The 20176-nt window shown below is 38.2% G+C and carries 9 protein-coding genes; all 9 read left to right on the plus strand.

Features of this window, described 5'->3' with window-relative positions:
• Positions 1-5: 5 nt before the first annotated feature.
• The 9 genes from EZ456_RS06220 to EZ456_RS06260 all read left to right on the plus strand — a co-directional run bounded on the left by EZ456_RS06220 (position 6) and on the right by EZ456_RS06260 (position 20176).
• Positions 6-668: a DUF3826 domain-containing protein gene (locus EZ456_RS06220; protein ID WP_131528380.1), complete on the plus strand. Its 663-nt coding sequence runs from the start codon at positions 6-8 to the stop codon at positions 666-668.
• Positions 669-1171: 503 nt separating this feature from the next.
• Positions 1172-4327: a SusC/RagA family TonB-linked outer membrane protein gene (locus EZ456_RS06225; RefSeq protein ID WP_131528383.1), complete on the plus strand. Its 3156-nt coding sequence runs from the start codon at positions 1172-1174 to the stop codon at positions 4325-4327.
• An 11-nt stretch (positions 4328-4338) separates the two neighbouring features.
• A complete protein-coding gene (locus EZ456_RS06230) occupies positions 4339-6231 on the plus strand; it encodes a RagB/SusD family nutrient uptake outer membrane protein (protein WP_131528386.1) in 1893 nt (630 codons plus the stop codon).
• A gap of 47 nt (positions 6232-6278) precedes the next feature.
• Positions 6279-7268, plus strand: a complete 990-nt coding sequence (locus EZ456_RS06235) for a hypothetical protein (RefSeq protein WP_131528389.1) — start codon at positions 6279-6281, stop codon at positions 7266-7268.
• A gap of 787 nt (positions 7269-8055) precedes the next feature.
• A complete protein-coding gene (locus EZ456_RS06240) occupies positions 8056-11304 on the plus strand; it encodes a SusC/RagA family TonB-linked outer membrane protein (RefSeq protein WP_131528391.1) in 3249 nt (1082 codons plus the stop codon).
• Between the two features lie 11 nt (positions 11305-11315).
• Complete coding sequence (locus tag EZ456_RS06245; protein WP_131528393.1) at positions 11316-13142, plus strand: RagB/SusD family nutrient uptake outer membrane protein; 1827 nt, start codon at positions 11316-11318, stop codon at positions 13140-13142.
• A gap of 395 nt (positions 13143-13537) precedes the next feature.
• Complete coding sequence (locus EZ456_RS06250; protein WP_131528396.1) at positions 13538-15193, plus strand: pectate lyase family protein; 1656 nt, start codon at positions 13538-13540, stop codon at positions 15191-15193.
• Position 15194: 1 nt separating this feature from the next.
• Positions 15195-16835 (plus strand): pectate lyase family protein, encoded by a 1641-nt coding sequence (locus tag EZ456_RS06255; protein ID WP_131528399.1) that lies wholly within the window; start codon positions 15195-15197, stop codon positions 16833-16835.
• A gap of 179 nt (positions 16836-17014) precedes the next feature.
• Positions 17015-20176: a DUF6298 domain-containing protein gene (locus EZ456_RS06260; protein WP_131528402.1), complete on the plus strand. Its 3162-nt coding sequence runs from the start codon at positions 17015-17017 to the stop codon at positions 20174-20176.

A 20176-nucleotide genomic window follows, 5' to 3' on the forward strand; every position in this document is an offset into this window, starting at 1 on the left:
AAAACATGAGATCATCAATTTTAGCTTTGCTGTTAACCTTCTCCAGTGTTACCGCAATTTTTGCCCAGAACAATGCAGATAAGGAAGCTTATACTAAAATGATTACAGAACGCTCAGCTAAAATTGTAGCCAATCTGGGCATTAACGATATTAAGAAAACAGAAAAGGTAACGGTAATCATCAGAGATCAGTATAGCAACTTAAATGATATTTATGCCGCACGCGATGCCCGTGTTAAAGCCATCAAAGAGAAAAATAAAGACAATAAAGTAGTTCGCGATTCGGCTCTTGCTAAAGATGGCCACATTGTAGAAGCATCACTTGCTAAACTCCATAAAAAATACATTGGCAAATTATCTGCTCAATTAACCAGTGAACAAGTTGATTTGGTGAAAAATGGAATGACTTACAATGTACTGCCCATCACTTACAAGGCGTATCAGGAACAAATTTTAACTTTAACCGAAGATCAGAAAAAACAAATCCTGATCTGGTTAACAGAAGCAAGGGAGCATGCCATGGACGCAGAATCATCAGATAAAAAACATGCATGGTTTGGGAAGTATAAAGGTAGAATTAACAATTACCTATCTGCTGCAGGATACGATTTAAAAAAGGAAGGAATAGAGTGGGAGAAGCGGAGAAAAGCGAAAGCAAAAACAAACTAGGAATACTAATGGAGCGTGTTTAAACACTCCATTATTTTTATGTTTTTTTATTCAAGAATATTTCATTTATATATGAATTTATGTTTATATTGTAGTGTGAATAAAATCACTAAATAGCTTATAACGAGAAGGTTATTTTGTCTTGATAAGATTGTATAATAATCCTTAGTATTTAGCTTAAAAAATGGATTTTATTTCACTATTGCCAAGTTAAAATATACTTTCTAACCAATAATTTTTAACATAAAAAAGAAATATGAGCCGCCATAAAGATAATTAATGTTAGATAGATTTCTAAATTAACGCTGTCTAATTCTTTTGCCTAACTAGCAAGCTGTAAAAAGCAAAAAAAAAACAAACCCATCCTTAACCGGAAACACTATTGAATAAACTGTATAAAGCAAAGCGATTACAGCTTATATATACTAAATGAAATTGATCAGCACGAAGCCTGGTTAATATCAGATTAGATGTATTACTAAAAAACTAACCAAATAACGAATATGAACTCAAAATTTTTACGAAAAACCTCATGGGTTTTAGTGCTCATGCTAATCACATGTACCGCTGTTTTTGCTCAACAAAAGCAGATCACCGGTAAAGTGGTCGACAAAAAAGATGGGCAGGCACTTCCCGGTGTAACTGTTGGGATACGTGGTAAAACCAATAATGTAAGCACTAACGCTAAAGGCGAGTTTGCATTAATTGCCGATCCAGCAACTGATGCCTTGGTATTTTCATTCATTGGCTACGTTAGGCAAGTTGTTACATTATCTGGCAAAACTAACATCACCGTAAACTTTGTAGAAGATAATACCGCATTAGATGATGTAGTGGTTATTGGTTATGGCACCAAGAAAAAATCAGAAATTCTAGGGGCTGTAGCAACTATTAGTGGTGCTGAAATTCAAGATGTTCCTGCACCTAACTTAGCAGGCGCCATGAGAAACAGAATTGCGGGTGTGGGTGTGAGCCAAGCATCTGGCCGTCCAGGCGCACCGATTACCTTTAACATTAGAAATTCAACTACCACCACTGCCGCGGCTGGTACCACAGATGAACCGCTTTATGTGGTAGATAATATTACCGTTACCAGAGAAGCTTTCGATAATATAGACGCCTCTATGATTGAGAATCTAACCTTTCTAAAAGATGCCTCTGCTGCAATTTATGGTGCTGCCGGTGCTAAAGGTGTTATTTTGGTCACTACAAAAAAAGGCAGAATAGGTAAGCCAAGCATAACATACAATGGTTATCTGGGCATTTCTGATGCGATTAAGGTGCCTAAAATGTTATCCGGTTATGATCATGCCTTGTTATTAAATGATACATTCCGTTCTCAAGGTGCTGCTGCATCAGAATACTTCGCTCCTGAAGATTTGGAATATATTAAAACATTGGATTATAAAAACTGGTACGACGAAGTTTGGCAAGCGGCTACCACACAAAGACATAATATAGGTATTTCTGGTGGAAGCGATAAAATTACCTTTTTCGCAGGAGGAAGTTTTCAGGGTGAAAATGGAAACTATGCGGGGATGAAATTTAATAAATATTCATTCAGAAGTGGTGTGGTTGCAACAGTCGCGAATGGATTAAAAGCTGATGTTAACTTTAATGTTGATTATGGTACTAAAGAACTACACCATAATGCCCAAGATAACGATGCAGCCTTTTTTGAAAGACTTATAACAGTTCCAAGATGGGTTCCAATTAGTATAGATGGAAAATTTATTAACTATAATGTTAACGGAGTTAACCCCAGTAATAACAATCCACTAGCTATTGCCGAATCTGGTTATTATAATAACGGTTCAAATAAATCATACCGTATCAATGCCGCTTTAACTTACGAACCAACCTTTTTGAAAGGACTGGTAATTCGTGGACAAGTTTCGCAATCAAGCGGGTCTTCAAATAACACACAATATATACCACCTTTTACGCTGTACAATTTTGTAAAAAGAGGGAATAACCAAGAATTATTCACCAATCAATTACCAACTGCTACTGCAGCAACCTTTCAGCCAACAAGTGCAGCAAATTCAACTTTTACTCCTGGCTTAACTGATAACAATAGCTATCAATTTTTTCTAACGCTTCAATACAATAAAACTATTGGAAAACACACTTTTAGTGTTCTAGCAGGTGCTGAGCAAAGTGAAAGTAATTCACAAAATTCAACTGTTCGTTATACAAATCAACTTATTCCCGGCGTAGATCAGTTTTTTGCTTATGATATCAACACATTAGTGGCATCAAACTTAGATAGAACAGCAGTTTCTAAGCGTTCTGGTTTTGCCCGTTTTAGTTATGATTTTAACAAGAAATACCTGCTTGAAGGTATTGCCCGTATCGATGCTTCGTCTAACTTCGCACTAGGTAATCGTTGGGGGGTGTCGCCAAATATTGGAATAGGATGGGTAGTGAGTCAGGAAAACTTCTTTAAAAATAGTGATGCACTTAGCTTCATCAATTTCTTAAAATTAAAAGCAAATGTGGGTATTACGGGTGATGACAGGGTTGGCGTTCGTTTGTGGCAAGATCGATTCCAGATTGATGTAACCAACGGATACATTTATGGAACCTCCAATGGAAACAGTTTGAACCGTTCACGTTTGGCTAATCCTGATATTACCTGGGAAAAGAAAAGAACGATAAACGTTGGTTTAGAAACATCAATGTTTAACAACAAGTTAGATATTAGTATTGAGGCATTTCAAAATTATACTTACGATGGTTTCGAATTGGGAGCTAATAATCAATATCCACAATATTTTGGTACACAAGCACCAGTATTAAACTACAGACAACTTTATAACTGGGGTTCAGAGTTCAGTATTGGATACAAAGCAAAGCTTGCAACAGATTGGAACCTTAGTGCGAGTATGAACTTCTCTTACGGTAACTCAGTTACAGACAGGATTTTGTACACTCCAGGAAACTTGATTAACAATACATTCCCTAACTTACAATTATTTGGTACCGATCCACGCAAGTACAATACTAGCAATTATGGTTTAACTAACCTGGGCATGTTCAGAACTCAGGGAGAAGTTGATGCCTGGATGGCGAAGTATCCTAATTATAGGATTTACGATAGAATTCCACAAGCAGGGTGGTTGTACTACGAAGACACCAATAGTGATGGCGTAATATCTGATAGCGATTTAGCGCCTTTGTATAACAATACCAATGCATTTTTCTCTTCTGGTATCTCGTTGAATTTAACTTATAAAAACTTCAGTTTAAACACGAATATCAATGCACGATTTGGTGGTAAAATTTTCTACGATAGCAGAGCGAGAACGGCTCCTTCAAAAACCAGAAATACGCTGGATATCTGGACAGATCGTTGGACATTAGAAAATCCAATGGATGGTAAATATCCTAGATTTGATGATCCATCATTAGGAATAAACTCTGATTTTTGGGCTGTTGATGGAACGATGATCCGTATCAATACCATGACTTTGAGCTATAAAGCCCCGACTGCATTTGCGAACAAGCTAGGCATCGGAGGAGCCCGTATTCTACTAACAGGAAATAATCTTTGGACAATTGTAAATCCTCTGCCTTATAAAGATCCTTACACTTCAAGTGCATGGGATTATCCAATGTTGAGAACGATATCTTTAGGATTGAGTGTTAACTTATAATTTTTTGAGCAATGATTAATCAAATAAAAAACAATATAAAAAAAGCAGTAGCTATTTTAACTTTAGCTGCACTTTTGCCCGCTTGTGTAAACAAAGATGAGTTTTTCTTATTACCAGATACAGGCGGTATCGATCAGGCTATATGGGATAATGATGGTTCTGTACAACTACATCTTAACAGGGTGTACGATGTAGCCATGTATCAATTCCCATTGCAGCTAACTCCTGATCGTTATGGCGTTCACTACGCAAGTGATGAAAATTATTTTCCTGATGGTGATGCGAATGCAAAAGCAACACTCGGATTGCAAGGTATATTGGGAAATAACGATGTGAGGTATACTGGTAATACCTATGGTGGTAACCCAGGCAATAATAAATATTGGGATATTGCCCGATGTAATGATGCCATTGCCAATCTTCCTGGGAGTACAATGCTTACTCAAAAGAAAAATGAACTGCTTGGGCAATATTATGCGCTAAGAGCCATAACATATTTCGAATTGGTTAAAGTTTATGGAGGTGTTCCACTACCGTTAACACCGCAAGGAGCTGATTCTATTTATGACGAAGGTAGAAGACCAGCTAAAGAATGTTTTGCGGCGATATTAAGTGATTTAAATAACGCAATAATCCTTTTAGAAGGCTTTAATCCAGGTGACGCCGACGGAAGAGGTAAAATAACTAAACTGATTGCTACATGTTTAAAAGCAAAAGTGTTATTCTACTGGGCTAGCCCTCAATTTAATCCTACTAACGATGCTAAACATCCTTATCAAGCATCGAGATGGACTGATGCCTTAACTGCCAATAAGGAAGCTTATGATATGTGTGTTTCGGCGGGAAAAAAATTAATGCCAAATTATTTGGATATTTTCCGCGTAGAAAGTGGAAACACTGAGGCAATTCTGGTAAGAACCTATTCAAATACAGTACCTAATAGAGGGAATGGAACTGAACAGCGGGTTAGACCAGCCTCCGAAGGTGGAAGCACCGGCTTTCCAAATACTTATTTTATGCCTACTACAAAAATGTTGGATGCCTATCCAATGAGAGATGGAAAACCATTAAATACATCTACAGCTTTTCCATATGATGCAACGATGTTCTGGCAAAATAGAGATCCAAGATTTGAAGCTACTTTTGCGACAAATGGATCTGTATATCCATTGAGTGGAAATGCGAATAGAAAACAGTGGACTTACAACCTTGCCGTGGGGGAGAGCAGTGGAGTTGCTGTATATGTAAAGCGTTTTTCTACGCCAACTCTAACAGCAAGTGCTTCTGCTTACAATAGTTCTGTTGGTGGTGGAAGTGGTATGGATTGGATTGAGCTTAGATTCGCAGAGGTGATGTTGAATTATGCCGATTGTATGAATGAAACAGGAAATATCGCAGGCGCAAAAGATTTAGTGAAACAAATTCGCATGAGAGCAGGAGTAGTAGCGGGTGATTCTGATTACGGACTAGCATTAGCTGGAAGCACTGCTCAACTGCGTAACTTAATTCTTAACGAAAGACAAATTGAATTCGCTTTTGAAAATAAACGCAATTCAGATTTGAGAAGATCTCGCACCATGCACTTGTTAACTGGAAGTATGTCTAAATTGGAAATCCAATTGGTAAACCCTCCAGTAGGATCAGATCAAAAAGATAAAAAAGTATTAGAAGATCCAACAGTTCCTGGAGGTACAACATCATTCAGAGAAACGTTAAACATTAATGATAAAGCAACTTACACCAAGTATTTTAAAAATGTTGTCCTGACAAACACAACATATTTACCATACAACGTACCTGAATTTCATTACTTCTACACCTTCCATAATGATTTTGTGAGTTTTGGTAACAAAATTCTTCCAACAGTTGGATGGGCCGGTGGTACGTTTGACCCACTTGATTAGTATTTAAAGAATAAATGTTTCAGTTGATCTGATTAAAAATTAAAATAATGAAAACTAGATATATTAATAAGTTACTCATCGGGTTATGCTTGATTCTTTTCGCTTCATGTAAAAAAGAGTCGGCCAACATATTTAACATGTTCGAAGATGTTACAGTAACCTTCAACAATAGCGATCCTCGCTGTGTTACCGATTATAAAGTAATTAACGACAAAGAGGAGGTATGGATTGATTTCACCATTAACTCTGCTAAAGAAGATATGTATTCTTACGTATTTGAGGTTTCTGCAGGTACACAACAGTCTACCCGTTACACGATTGCAATTACCGATCCTACTAAACGCAGAAGTTTTTCAGCAATTATTAAACTTCCAAATACCACCGCCTTTCCAGCAGCCGCACTTCGTGATGGCAAACAAAGCTATCGTATTTGTGCGTTGAATGAAAAGGGGACATTCATTGGTGATGGATACAAAAAAGTAACAGTTGATGTAAATCCAAGTTTTATGATTTATGCCAACAGAGATATTTATTTACCAGATACCGTTGCGAAATCTTTACCAAGCTTTTTTTCACTTACCGATGCTACAGGTTTTAGTTACACAAATGCATCGGCTAATGCTGGGAAGATAGATTTTGGTATATATCGAAAGCCAGGTTCCAATTCAACAGTTCAGACGCCAACTTGGGTAGTTAATTTATATTCACCAAGTGTTGCTACTAATCCATTAACTGTTTATGATATTAGCGGCTTTAGTCCTAAAAGAACTACTAAATTTAGTCAGCCAGTTACCGGACAAGCCAATGCATTTCTTACTACGGCAATTTCTGGCTCTTCCATAGAGACTTTGGCTAAAGCAAGGGCCATTACTTTTAACGAAACTACTCAAACTGTTCCGGCTAATGGTTTGGCGGCAGGTAATGCTGTGTTTTTTCTAACTCCAGAAGGCAAGTATGGCATGTTGTATGTTAATGCAGCTACTTCCGATTTACAGAAAAGACCTTTTATTAACGTTAGTATAAAAATTCAAAGATAAATGCTTTTCTAGGCGGCTAACACCGCCATATATTTGGTTTGAAGAGAAAGGGAGCAGCGATTGCTTCCTTTTTTTATTTAATGCCATTAAATTAAGAGACAGGTTATGGAATTCTGATTATTGTTTCTGCTGCCCGTTTGCGTAAAAGAATTGATATTTAATGTTATCGAATAACACATAGATTCTTGTATGAGAGGCAATCAAAAATATATAAGCAGCATAATTTTTAAGATCAAATTTATAGGGGCATTTATTTTGCCCTTTTCTTTTGTAAATATTCTTTTACCAAAGCATGAAAATAAGCGTTGAAACGACGTTTTTATGTTTAAAATAGGTTAAAACCAAAAAATCAAATACTTTTTATTTAAATATTAAATTTATATATGAATTTAATATCTACCTTGTATATGCGTTATCGTAATCAATTTAATTTGTTACAAAGGTTTTTGTCAAATGATAATATGCTACAATAGCTGGAGAAAATTATACATAAAATAGTCATATTTTGCGTGCAATTTTGGATTATAATATACTTTCTAACCAAAATAATTATCGAGATCAAAATAAAGAATGAGCCAAATCACCGCATATTATTTTCATTTTTTTTCTGGAAAAGTTTTAGGACCTGCTTTATTTTATAGCTTCGGAAGAAATGATAATCAGCAAAAAAACTAACTCATTAGCCCTCTCCACATATAAGTTTAAAATTTAGCGCAATAAAATCTTTGATTAAGGATGTCCAAATCCTCAACCAAGGAATAAAATTAAAAACTAACCAAATAATAAGATGAACTTAAAATTTTTACGCAAAATTTCTTTGTCTTTGCTAATTATGCTGCTGGCAAGTACAATCCTTTTTGCTCAAGACCGAAAGATTACAGGTAAGGTTGTAGATCAGGCCGATGGGCAGGGAATTCCTGGAGTAAATGTAAGTCTAAAAGGTGTTCCGAGCAATGTAAGTACGAAGTCTGATGGTGTTTACACGATACAAGTGAAATCGAATAGTGATGTACTTGTTTTCTCTTACATTGGCTATACCAGACAGACTATTCCAGTAGGCACACAAACTACAATCAATGTAAAACTGGTTTCAGATAACCAAAATTTAGATGATGTAGTAGTGGTAGGTTATGGTACTCAGAAAAAAGTAACGTTAACAGGTGCCGTTTCTACCGTTAATATGAAGAGTATCGAAGATGTTCCCGCACTATCTTTAAGTGCTGCATTGCGTGGTTCGGCACCTGGTTTCTCTGTTTCTGGGGGCGCACAAAGACCAGGACAGAGTACTACCATAACTGTGCGTAACCCTGTTGTATACTCTAAAGATAGCCAGCAGGGCACCAATCCGATATTCGTAATTGATGATGTGATTAGAACCCAGGCCGACTTTGATTTATTGGATCAAAATGTGGTGGAGAGCGTTTCGATTTTGAAAGATGCAGAAGCAGCGATCTATGGCGTTTCAGGTGCTAATGGTGTTGTAATTGTTCGTACCAAAAAAGGTAGGGTAGGTGCTCCGCGCATCAATTTTAGCAGCTCAGTAGGTTTTAACGATGCAACAAAACTACCCAACATGATGTCGGGTATACAGTTGGGTAATTTTGTTAACGATTATTTGAATGCACAGGTTTACCAGCAAACATCTGCAGGAACCGTTGTAAACAACTTTATCAATGCTGATGGCTTTAAAGTGGTTAATAATGTAGCAGAAACTACCCGCCAGCCACTTTATTATACTCCGGATGAATTGGATTATTTCTCTGCAAACAATCATAACTGGTTGGCAGAAGCCTTTCAAACTTCTAATATTTACCGCCAGGCATTAAATATTAGTGGTGGTAGCGATAAGGTAACTTATTTTTTAGGTGGAGATTATATCACTCAAAACTCTAATTTTAAAGGTGTTAATTCCAGTAAATATGGATTAAGGGCAAGTATTGATGCTAAACTTTCGAAAAGGTTAAACGTTTCGGCTTCAATCAGTACAGATGTTTCATCATCGCGAAGCTATTATTACAAGCTTAATAGCACTTCCGAAAGTTTGGATAATGATGTGACAACTTTACAAAACGTTAATCCTTGGTCTGAATATTTTATCAACGGAAATCCTGTAATTTTAGGTACAAGTAATACTGGTGGTTTAGAAAATATCAACTTTTTCTTAATACAAAATTCAGATAATTTTACAAGCTCAAAATCTTATGTGATGAATATGCTGGGTAAGGTTACTTACGAAATTCCTGGTGTTAAGGGCCTAACTGCTACCGCTACAATAAATAAAAACATCAACAGTTCTAATGGCAAACAGTACGGAACCACATTTAACTATTATAAGTATTTAGGTACTGGTGCCAACAACCATATTCCAGGTGGAGTGCTCCAAGGCGTTTTCCCAATAAAGAATGGGGATAGGATTAGGCTTAATCCAGTATTTGCAGATAGCTACCAATTAAATGCAGGTTTGACTTATAATAGATCTTTTGGCAAGCACAATATATCAGCCATAGCACTAGTAGAGCAAAGAGAGCTTTCGTCAGAAGGAGTTGCTGCACAGGCCGAGGGAATTGTGGCAGGTGGACTACCTTATCAAAACTTTACTGTTGGAACACAAACTTCCAATCAATCCGGACAAGTGAGCGAAACAGGATTTCAGTCCTTAATTTCGCGTATCAATTACGATTATGATAACAAATACCTATTACAATTGGTATATCGTAGAGATGGTAGTTCAAGATTTGCTCCTGGTAAAAACTGGGGCGGTTTTCCAGCGGCATCTGCTGGATGGGTAGTTTCTCAAGAAAAATTCTTTAAAGAAAAATTTCCGGCCATAAACCTGTTCAAATTGCGGGCATCAGTTGGTTTAACGGGAACAGATGCAACCAAAGCTTATCAATACCTGGCATCATACAATTTAGGCACAGGAAGCAGTGGGGGTGCCGTGTTCAACGAAATCGACAGAAGTATTGCGATCAGGACTAACATTGCTATCCCAAATGGAGATGTAGTGTGGGACAGTTATTTAAAAACGAATTATGGTTTTGATATGGGGCTGCTTAAAAATAAATTATCCATCTCCGGAGAATATTTCTGGACACGTGGATACAATCTTTTATCTACACTAACATCTTCCGTACCTGCAACCATTGGGGCAGCAGTACCTACCGAAAATTTTGCTGAAGCCAATATGTTCGGTTATGAGATCAGTGTAGGCTATAAAGATCAGGTTGGAAAATTTAGTTATAGCTTTACACCATTTTACACCTGGTTCGACAATAAAAATATTAAATATGATGTTTCTAGCGCACAATTAGGTACCATCGAAGATAATACCGGCTATTCTAGCGATAGAGGGTATATCGGTTACAAATCACTTGGTATTATCAGAACACAGGCAGAAGCTGATGCAATCATTGCACAAAGAATTAATGGATCGGCAGTGCAAAATGATCCAAAAAAGGTTAAAATCCTAAACGATATTCTGCAGCCGGGTATGATCAATTATGAGGATGTAAACGGCGACGGAGTTATTGATACAAAAGACAGGCAATTTGTTACCAAAAGGCAGAATAACCATAATAACTTAGGACTAAACTTTAGTACTGGCTATAGTGGTTTAAGCTTAAATGTAGTAATGGGGATTTCGTGGGGTGGTTATACCAGTATTGGTGGATTAAAACCTAGCGGAACAAGTCCATCAGTATATGCCAACAGGGCATCATACTGGGCAGATCACTGGACACCCACAAATACGAACGCGGCTTATCCTAACCCATATTTTTCAAGCATTTATGAAAGCACTGATTTTTGGTTGGTGCCAGCAACCCAATTTGCCATTACAAATGCAAATTTAAGTTATGCCATCCCAACAAAATGGATAGAAAGAGTAGGTATATCAAGTTTAAGGGTATTTGCCCAAGCTACAAACCCAGTTCAGTTTATAAATCCATTCCCAGGGAATTATAGAGATTTCGCCAGTCCAGTAGGTACATACCCATCGCTTAAAACTTATTCATTCGGTTTAAACGTGGGCCTTTAATTTTAATTATCATGAAAAAGATTTATATCATAATTTTAGCAGCTTGTACTACATCATTGATGTTTAGCAGTTGTAAAAAAGTGCTCGAAAAACAGGATTTAGGTAGTTTTACTGCCGATCAGGTTTATAACGATTCTACCACAACAAAATTAAGCATCGATTATATCTATAGCCAAAATCAACCGGCCTGGTTTGGTAACGTTGGTGGCTTAAGTGCTTCAGTTAGTTCGCTTTCAGAAGAGCAATATGGAGATAATGTTTTTGTTAAAGGCACAGCTACCATCGAATCTGTTACCGATTTAGGCAATACGAATACAGCTGGAAACTATGTCAAGATCAGAACAATCAACATGTTTATTAGAGATGTTAATGCAGGTACCCTAGATCCAGCTGTTAAAAAAAGATTTATTGCACAGGCCTATTTTTGGAGGGCTTTCAGGTATTTTGAACTGGTAAAATTATATGGTGGCGTGCCCGTGGTGTTGGTGCCATTGGATGCGGTAGGCGAAGATGCTAAAAAAGCGGCACTTTTGCCTCGTAACACCACTTCCGAAACTTTTGCTCAAATTGTTAGGGATTTAGATTCTTGTATTAAATATATACCGGTAAAATGGCCGAAAAATGATGATTACGGCCGCATCACTAAAGGTGCTGCTCAAGCCTTTAAAGGGCGCGTATTATTAACTTTTGCCTCTCCTGAATTTAATCCAAGTAATGTTTCTTCAAGATGGCAAGATGCTTACGCGGCAAATACCCAGGCAATAGCAACGCTATCTACAAATGGTTTTGGCCTGTACGCTAAATTTGATGCAAGCATGTGGACCACCGAAGGAAGCAATGGGGGAAGTACCCCACGTAACCCGGAAGCCGTTTTAGCAACACTTTACAATACCGGAACCACAGATATTGGACAGAACAATAATAGTTATCCAAACGCAACTGTTCCAAAATATATAGGAAGTACAGGGGGATCAAACCTGCCTACCTGGGATATGGCTTTGGCCTTTCCGATGAAAGATGGAAAGGATATAGGCGCATCAAAATATACTTATAGTCTGGCTACGTTTTATAAAGACCGTGATCCTAGATTTGAACAGACGATTGCTTACAACGGATGTAACTGGCCCTTATCAGCCAATCCAAGCTACCGCCTTTGGACTTACTACTATAGTAAAAACAATGTGTTAACATCAACAGAAAGTTCAGCGAGTTCTAGCGGTTTATATTTAAGGAAAGCAATAGATCCTGCACTTACTTTAGCTACATTTTTAAATGCGGGTACAGATTGGCTGGAAATCCGATATGCTGAAGTATTACTTAACCAGGCAGAATGTGCTGCTGAAATTGGTAATATTGGTCAGAGCCAGGAAGCTTACGCCAATATTATCGCCATAAGAAAAAGAGCAGGGATTGAAGCAGGTGCAGATGGACTTTATGGATTAGCTGCAGGACTTAGTGCTACGCAATTGGTTACAGCGGTAATAAAAGAAAGACAGATCGAGCTTGCATTTGAGGGCAAACGTTTTTGGGATTTAAGACGCCGTAAGTTATTAGAAACGATATTAAATGGCAAAAGAAGATTAGGTATAACCATTGCGTTAAAAAACACAGGTACCAATACCGATTATATATTGAGCTCACGTGATGCATCTGCAAGTACCAATTTAGATGCCCTTTTCACTTCGAGCTTCACCGTTACCACTAAACAGTTAGATACCTATAATATTGCCTATCAGTCTGGGGTTTACTTTTTTGGCATTCCAACCGTATCACTAAACAACAATATCAATTTAAAGCAGAACAATACCTGGGGTGGTCCATTCGATCCGCTTCAATAGGTATTTCTAGATCTTCGGGGCGGTTTGCTCACCGCCCCGGTTTTTTATATTTGGTTTTGGAAAAAGGGGACATTAATTTGTTTCCTTTTTTTTATTCAAGAATGTTACATTTATATATGAATTTTATTGCTATCTTGTAACATGGCTGTGAGAATGAATTTAATTTGTTACAGGCATTTTTATCAATTGCTAAGATGGTACAATACCTAGCCAAAATTATACATTAAACAGCCGCATTTTGCGTGCAAATTTGAAAGATAATATACTTTCTAACCAAAATTATTTACAAGGATAGACAAAGAAATGAGCCACGATTTTAAATATTAAAGATTAGATTTTTTATGCTAATCAAAAATATTCTGTAACTTCTTTCTCTTCCCAATGAGCAACCACAAATGAAAAAGAACTTTTTAAATCTGTTGTGTACAACAGCGTTAATTCTCTCCGCAAATTATACATTTGCCCAATACCCAAATATTCCGGCCAACATCAAAAAATCTTCCGATTCGATGATGAAAGAAGCTTATCACCAATCGGATATTGCCTGGGAAAAAGCCAAGCCTATTATGGCAAAGGAAGCTGCTGAAGGTAAGCCATACATTCCATGGGCTGGCCGACCTACCGATTTACCGCAGTCTAAATTATTGGCTTTTCCAGGTGCTGAAGGTGGAGGTGCTTATAGTTTTGGTGGCCACGGCGGTAGAGTAATTGTAGTTAAAAATTTAAACGATGGTGGTCCGGGCTCTCTGCGTGATGCCTGTGAACAAGGTGGGGCAAGAATTGTTGTTTTCAATGTTGCCGGAATCATCAGATTGAAAACCCCATTGATCATCCGTGCCCCATACATTACCATTGCTGGCCAAACAGCGCCAGGCGATGGTATTTGTGTAGCTGGCGAATCGGTTTGGCTAAATACTCATGATGTGATTGTTCGTTTTATGCGTTTTAGAAGAGGTGAAACTTTTGTGGGCCGCCGCGATGATGCCATTGGTGGAAATCCGGTTGGAAACATCATGATCGATCACGTTTCGGCAAGTTGGGGATTAGACGAAAATATGTCGATGTACCGCCACATGTACAATGATAGTACTGGTAAAACCGAAGAAAAATTAGGAACGGTTAATATTACGATACAGAACTCTATTTTTTCTGAGGCTTTAGATTATTGGAATCATGCGTTTGGCAGCACTTTAGGTGGCGAAAACTGCGCCTTTGTGCGTAATCTTTGGGCTGATAACGGTGCCCGTAACCCATCAATAGGGTGGAATGGCATTTTTAACTTTGCTAATAATGTTGTATTCAACTGGAACAACCGTTCTACAGATGGAGGAGACTATACTGCGCAATATAATATCATCAATAACTATTATAAACCAGGTCCGGTTACGGAACTAAAAGACCCAATTAGCTACCGCATATTAAAACCAGAATCTGGCCGTAGTAAATTACCTTACGTTGTTTTTGGTAGGGCTTATGTTGCCGGAAATATTATTGATGGCAATGATAAAATAACAAAAAATAACTGGGATGGTGGTGTACAATTGGAAGATAAAAAAGGAAATTTAATGACACTGGAAGAAGCAGGTAAATATTTTCCGGCAATGAAAGCAAAAGATCCATTCCCGATGCCTAAAATCAGCATTATACCAACCCTACAAGCTAAAGCGTATGTATTGGCAAATGCAGGTGCTACCTTACCAAAAAGGGATCCGGTTGATACCCGGGTAATTAAACAGGTGGCTACCGGAAAAATTGAAGTTCATCCTGATGCTAAACCATCTGCATTTCAATTCGAACACCGCAGATTACCTGGCGATTCTTACAAACAGGGTATTATTACAGAAGTTTCTCAGGTTGGAGGTTATCCGGAATATAAAGGAACACCTTATAAAGATAGTGACGATGATGGCATGCCAGATGCATATGAACTGAAAAATGGCTTGAACCCTAAAGATGCATCTGATGCAGTAAAAATCACTAAAAGTGGTTATTCGAACATCGAAGTATATCTAAATAGTGTTGTTCCAGTTTCAAGCGTAAAACCTAACTAATATGCATTCCTGGAATTCAATTATTAGCATAATTGCTTTATGTGGTATTGGAAATGTTGCTTTTGCACAGTATCCGGTTATCCCTGAAGTTATGGAAAAGAAAGCTGATTCACTTTTAAAAAGCATTGAAGAAAAATCAGAATTACAGTTTTTAAAAGTAAAATACATAGTAGATGAAGACGCAAAACATGGTAAGCCTTATATTCCATGGGCAGCCAAACCAAGTGATTTGCCACAAGCTAAAACGGTAGCCTTTCCTGGTGCCGAAGGTGGTGGTGCCTATTCATTTGGTGGAAGAGGTGGAAAAATTTACGTGGTAACCAGTCTAAACGATTCAGGTGGTGGAACTTTACGTGAGGCTTGCGAGCAAGGCGGGGCGAGAATCATTGTTTTCAATGTTTCGGGCATTATCAAATTAAAATCACCCTTGATTATCCGCGCACCATATGTTACTATTGCAGGACAAAGTGCTCCTGGTGATGGAATCTGTGTAGCTGGCGAATCAGTTTGGATCAATACACACGATGTGGTAATCCGTTATATGCGTTTCCGTCGTGGCGCCACTGATGTTACGCGAAGAGATGATGCCATCGGCGGAAATCCTGTTGGAAATATCATCATTGACCACGTTTCGGCGAGCTGGGGCTTAGATGAAAACATGTCGATTTATCGCCATGTTTATGATAAAAAAGACGGTTCTAAACCAGAGAAATTACCAACGGTGAACGTTACCATTCAAAATTCGATTTTTTCTGAAGCCTTAGATACCTATAATCACGCATTTGGAAGCACCATTGGAGGTCTAAATTCAACCTTCATGCGTAATCTTTGGGCATCAAACATTAGTCGAAACCCATCAGTAGGTATGTATGGCGACTTTGGTTTTGCCAATAACGTGATCTTCAACTGGTGGAATAGAAGTGCTGATGGCGGCGACAATGCTTCATTTTATAGTTTCATTAACAACTATTATAAACCAGGGCCAATTACTCCTGCAGGCGAACCGATTTCTTATCGTATCTTAAAACCTGAATCGGGTAGAGATAAAAAGTTCAAAAACGAATTTGGCAAAGCTTATGTAACTGGAAACATTATTGAAGGAAATGAAAAAGTAACCAAAAATAACTGGGATGGCGGCGTTCAGCCTGAAAGCAAAAGAGATAAACAAAAGTTATTAGATTCGATAAAAGTAGATAAACCATTGCCTATGGCAAAAATTTCAATCATCGACACTAAAAAAGCTTATGATTATGTGTTGGCTAATGCAGGTGCATCTTTACCTGTTCGCGATGCTGTTGACCAACGTATTATTAAACAGGTTGCAACAGGTAAAATTGAACATGTGGAAGACGGTAAATTGCCTGCTAAACAAAGTTATGTAAAACGCCGTTTGCCTGCCGATTCATATAAAAAAGGCATTATTTCTGATATTGCTCAAGTGGGCGGATACCCAGAATACAAAGGAAAACCTCATGTAGATTCTGATAACGATGGTATTCCAGATACCTGGGAAACCAAAAATGGACTTAATCCTAAAGACGCGAAGGACGCCACAAAGATTTCGAAATCGGGTTATGCCAATATCGAAGTTTATTTGAATAGTTTGGTAGATATCAATAAAGTGAGACCTGCGAAAGGTTAAAGAAAAAAGACTAGAGCTGAAAGGCTGAGCATCTTCTATCCAAAATCGTCATCTCGACTGAAGCGCAGCGGAATGGAGAGATCTATCCAGATAGATTTCTCGACTGCGTTGGCACTTCGCTCGAAATGACGATCAAGCGGGAGAAATTCTCAATGCCTTTGTGGTCAAAAAAATAAAATATGCCCAAAACTAACCACATATTAAAAGCCATGCAATTGAAAGCCTTACCAATTTTGGTTATTGCGCTTTTCGTTGCGAACTTTTCTTTTGCGCAAAAAACAAAACCTGTTGAACCACCCAAACCTATTTTTAAAGGTAAGGATGGCAAAATGGCTTATACGCCTGATGCAGAAGGAAACCGCATTCCCGATTTTTCTTATGCGGGCTACATGGCTGGTGAAAAAGCTATTCCAAGCGCTACAATTAAAGTTATTGTCCCGGTTTCAAAAGGCGATGCTACTTTAAGAATTCAATCGGCTATCAATTACGTAGCTAAATTACCGATTGGAAAAGATGGCTTACGTGGTGCTGTTTTATTAGAGAAAGGCACTTATGAAGTAGCTGGAACATTGAGGTTATCAGCGTCTGGAGTAGTGCTTCGTGGAAGCGGAAGTGGCGAAAATGGCACAAAGATTTTTGCAACCGGCTTAGACCGGATTGGTGTAATCAGGATTTTGGGTCAAAAGAACAAGATTGAGGAACAAGCTATAGCCATCACTGATCCTTATGTGCCTGTTAATGCAAATAAAATTACCTTATCCAATGCCAGCGGATTAAAAGTTGGCGATCAGATCATGATTCATCGTCCATCAACCAAAGAATGGATCGAAACCCTGAAAACGGTTGAATTTGGTGGTGGCGAAAGTACTTTAGGCTGGAAACCTGGAACAAGAGACATCCATTGGGATAGAAAAATTATCGCAATAAACGGCAATACGATTACTTTCGATGCACCCATTACAACAGCTTTAGACTCCAAGTTTGGTGGTGCAACCCTTTCTAAATACAAATGGGAAGGTAGAATTACGCAATCAGGCATTGAAAATCTGAAAATCGAATCCGATTATCATAAAGAAAATAGTAAAGATGAGTATCACCGTTGGACAGCGATTTGTTTAGATAATGTGCAAGATGCGTGGGTTCGTCAGGTGGTTTTTGAACATTTTGCAGGCTCTGCAGTAAATGTTTTAGAAACCGCAAAAAGAATTACTGTTGAAGACTGTAAATCGCTTACCCCAGTTTCTGAAATTGGTGGTGAACGCCGATTTACGTTTTTAACTACAGGTCAACAGACACTTTTCCAAAGATTATATTCAGAATATGGCTACCACGATTTTGCGGTTGGTTTCTGTGCGCCTGGGCCAAATGTTTTTGTGCAATGCCAGTCGTATTTGCCTTTCAGTTTTAGTGGTGCAATTGATAGCTGGGCATCAGGCGTTTTGTTTGATATTGTAAACGTCGATGGACAAGCATTGAGTTATTTAAATCGCGGACAAGATGGCCAAGGTGCGGGCTGGAGTGCCGCAAATAGTGTTTTTTGGCAGTGCAGTGCCGCAAGAGTAGATAATTTTCAACCACCTACAGCTCAAAATTGGGCTTTTGGAACCTGGGCACAATTCTCAGGAAATGGTTATTGGGACATGTCGAACGAACAAATCCAACCTCGAAGTTTATATTATGCACAGTTAAAAGATAGATTAGGAAATGAAATTGATTCCAGAGCTTTCGTTCTTCCAGTAGAAACAGAAGCATCGAGCAGTCCACCTGTTGATGTCGCATTAAAACTGACTAAACTGGCATACAAACCTGCGCTAACAGTTTCAGAATATATTGATTCTGCATCTGAAAGAAATAAAATCCCAACAGATGCTGGCTCTGCAAAAAGTATTGATAAAATTGGCTTAGATAAAGTCATTCAACCTATACTTGCGGATGCCATGACAATCAAAAATGGCTGGTTAGTGCGTGGCAATGAAATTGTGGTGGGTAATCGTCAGGATGTGCCTTGGTGGAATGGAAGCGCTCGTCCTCATGGGTTAAAAAACACTAAATTCCATATTACACGTTTTGTTCCAGGTCGCTCAGGTAATGGCTTAACTGATGATTTAGATTCGATTACAGATGCGATGAAAAACGGGTCTGTAAAAGTGCTTGATCACAATTACGGCCTTTGGTATGATCGAAGAAGAGATGATCACGAGCGTATCCGCCGTATGGACGGCGATGTGTGGGCACCTTTTTACGAATTACCTTTTGCCCGTAGCGGACAAGATAAAGCTTGGGATGGTTTGAGCAAATACGACATCACCAAATACAATCTTTGGTACTGGGATAGGTTAAAGCAATTTGCAAACCTGGCCGACCAAAAAGGATTGGTTTTAATCCACGAAAATTATTTTCAGCACAACATTATCGAGGCTGGCGCACATTATGCCGATTTCCCTTGGCGTACCGCAAACAACATTAATAACACTGGTTTTCCTGAACCAGTACCTTATGCAGGCGATAAACGTATTTTCATGGCTGAGCAGTTTTACGATATCACTAACAAACATCGCAAAGCGATCCATAGGGCTTACATTAGAAAGTGTTTAGAAAACTTTGATGGTAATACAGGCGTAATTCAATTAATTGGCGCCGAATTTACAGGTCCATTACATTTTGTTCAGTTCTGGATCGACACCATAAAAGAGTGGGAGAAGGAGACAGGTAAACATCCCATAATCGGTTTAAGTGTAACTAAAGATGTGCAGGATGCCATTTTATCCGATCCTGAACGTGCCAACGTGATTAATTTAATTGATATCAGGTATTGGCATTATCAGGCCGATGGAACAACTTATGCGCCACAGGGTGGGTTAAGTTTGGCTCCTCGTCAGCATGCTCGTTTGTTAAAGCCTAAGAAAACATCTTTCGAAGAAGTTTATCATGCCGTGTCGGAATATAAAAACAAGTTCCCTGAAAAGGCTGTGATGTATTCGGGGGATAGTTTTGAGAGCTTCGGATGGGCAATTTTAATGGCAGGCGGTTCACTCTCCAACATCAATGAAATAGATCAGTCGGTTTTAAGTGCTGCTTCTTCAATGAAACCTTTTCTTCCAGCAGGTAAATCAGCTAAACAATATGGACTGGAAAATGCAGGCAAAGCTTATATTCTATATAATGCTTCAGCAGATGCGATTAATCTTGATTTAAGCAAGATCACAGGGAAATTCAATGTAAAAGTGCTGAATACTAGAACGGGGAAAATGCTTAAGGAAGAAAAAATTAACGCTGGTGCAATTGTAAAACTGGATAAAGTAGCATCAGGCGACGAGGTACTCATCATCAATAAAATTTAA

The organism is Pedobacter psychrodurus (assembly GCF_004331735.1).
In the GTDB taxonomy this organism is placed as follows: Bacteria; Bacteroidota; Bacteroidia; order Sphingobacteriales; family Sphingobacteriaceae; genus Pedobacter; species Pedobacter psychrodurus.

Excerpts from the sequence above, each read along its gene's own strand:
- EZ456_RS06220 (WP_131528380.1), top strand. The coding sequence starts at position 6 with ATGAGATCATCAATTTTAGCTTTGCTGTTAACCTTCTCCAGTGTTACC.
- EZ456_RS06225 (WP_131528383.1), top strand. The coding sequence starts at position 1,172 with ATGAACTCAAAATTTTTACGAAAAACCTCATGGGTTTTAGTGCTCATG.
- EZ456_RS06230 (WP_131528386.1), top strand. The coding sequence starts at position 4,339 with ATGATTAATCAAATAAAAAACAATATAAAAAAAGCAGTAGCTATTTTA.
- EZ456_RS06235 (WP_131528389.1), top strand. The coding sequence starts at position 6,279 with ATGAAAACTAGATATATTAATAAGTTACTCATCGGGTTATGCTTGATT.
- EZ456_RS06240 (WP_131528391.1), top strand. The coding sequence starts at position 8,056 with ATGAACTTAAAATTTTTACGCAAAATTTCTTTGTCTTTGCTAATTATG.
- EZ456_RS06245 (WP_131528393.1), top strand. The coding sequence starts at position 11,316 with ATGAAAAAGATTTATATCATAATTTTAGCAGCTTGTACTACATCATTG.
- EZ456_RS06250 (WP_131528396.1), top strand. The coding sequence starts at position 13,538 with ATGAAAAAGAACTTTTTAAATCTGTTGTGTACAACAGCGTTAATTCTC.
- EZ456_RS06255 (WP_131528399.1), top strand. The coding sequence starts at position 15,195 with ATGCATTCCTGGAATTCAATTATTAGCATAATTGCTTTATGTGGTATT.
- EZ456_RS06260 (WP_131528402.1), top strand. The coding sequence starts at position 17,015 with ATGCCCAAAACTAACCACATATTAAAAGCCATGCAATTGAAAGCCTTA.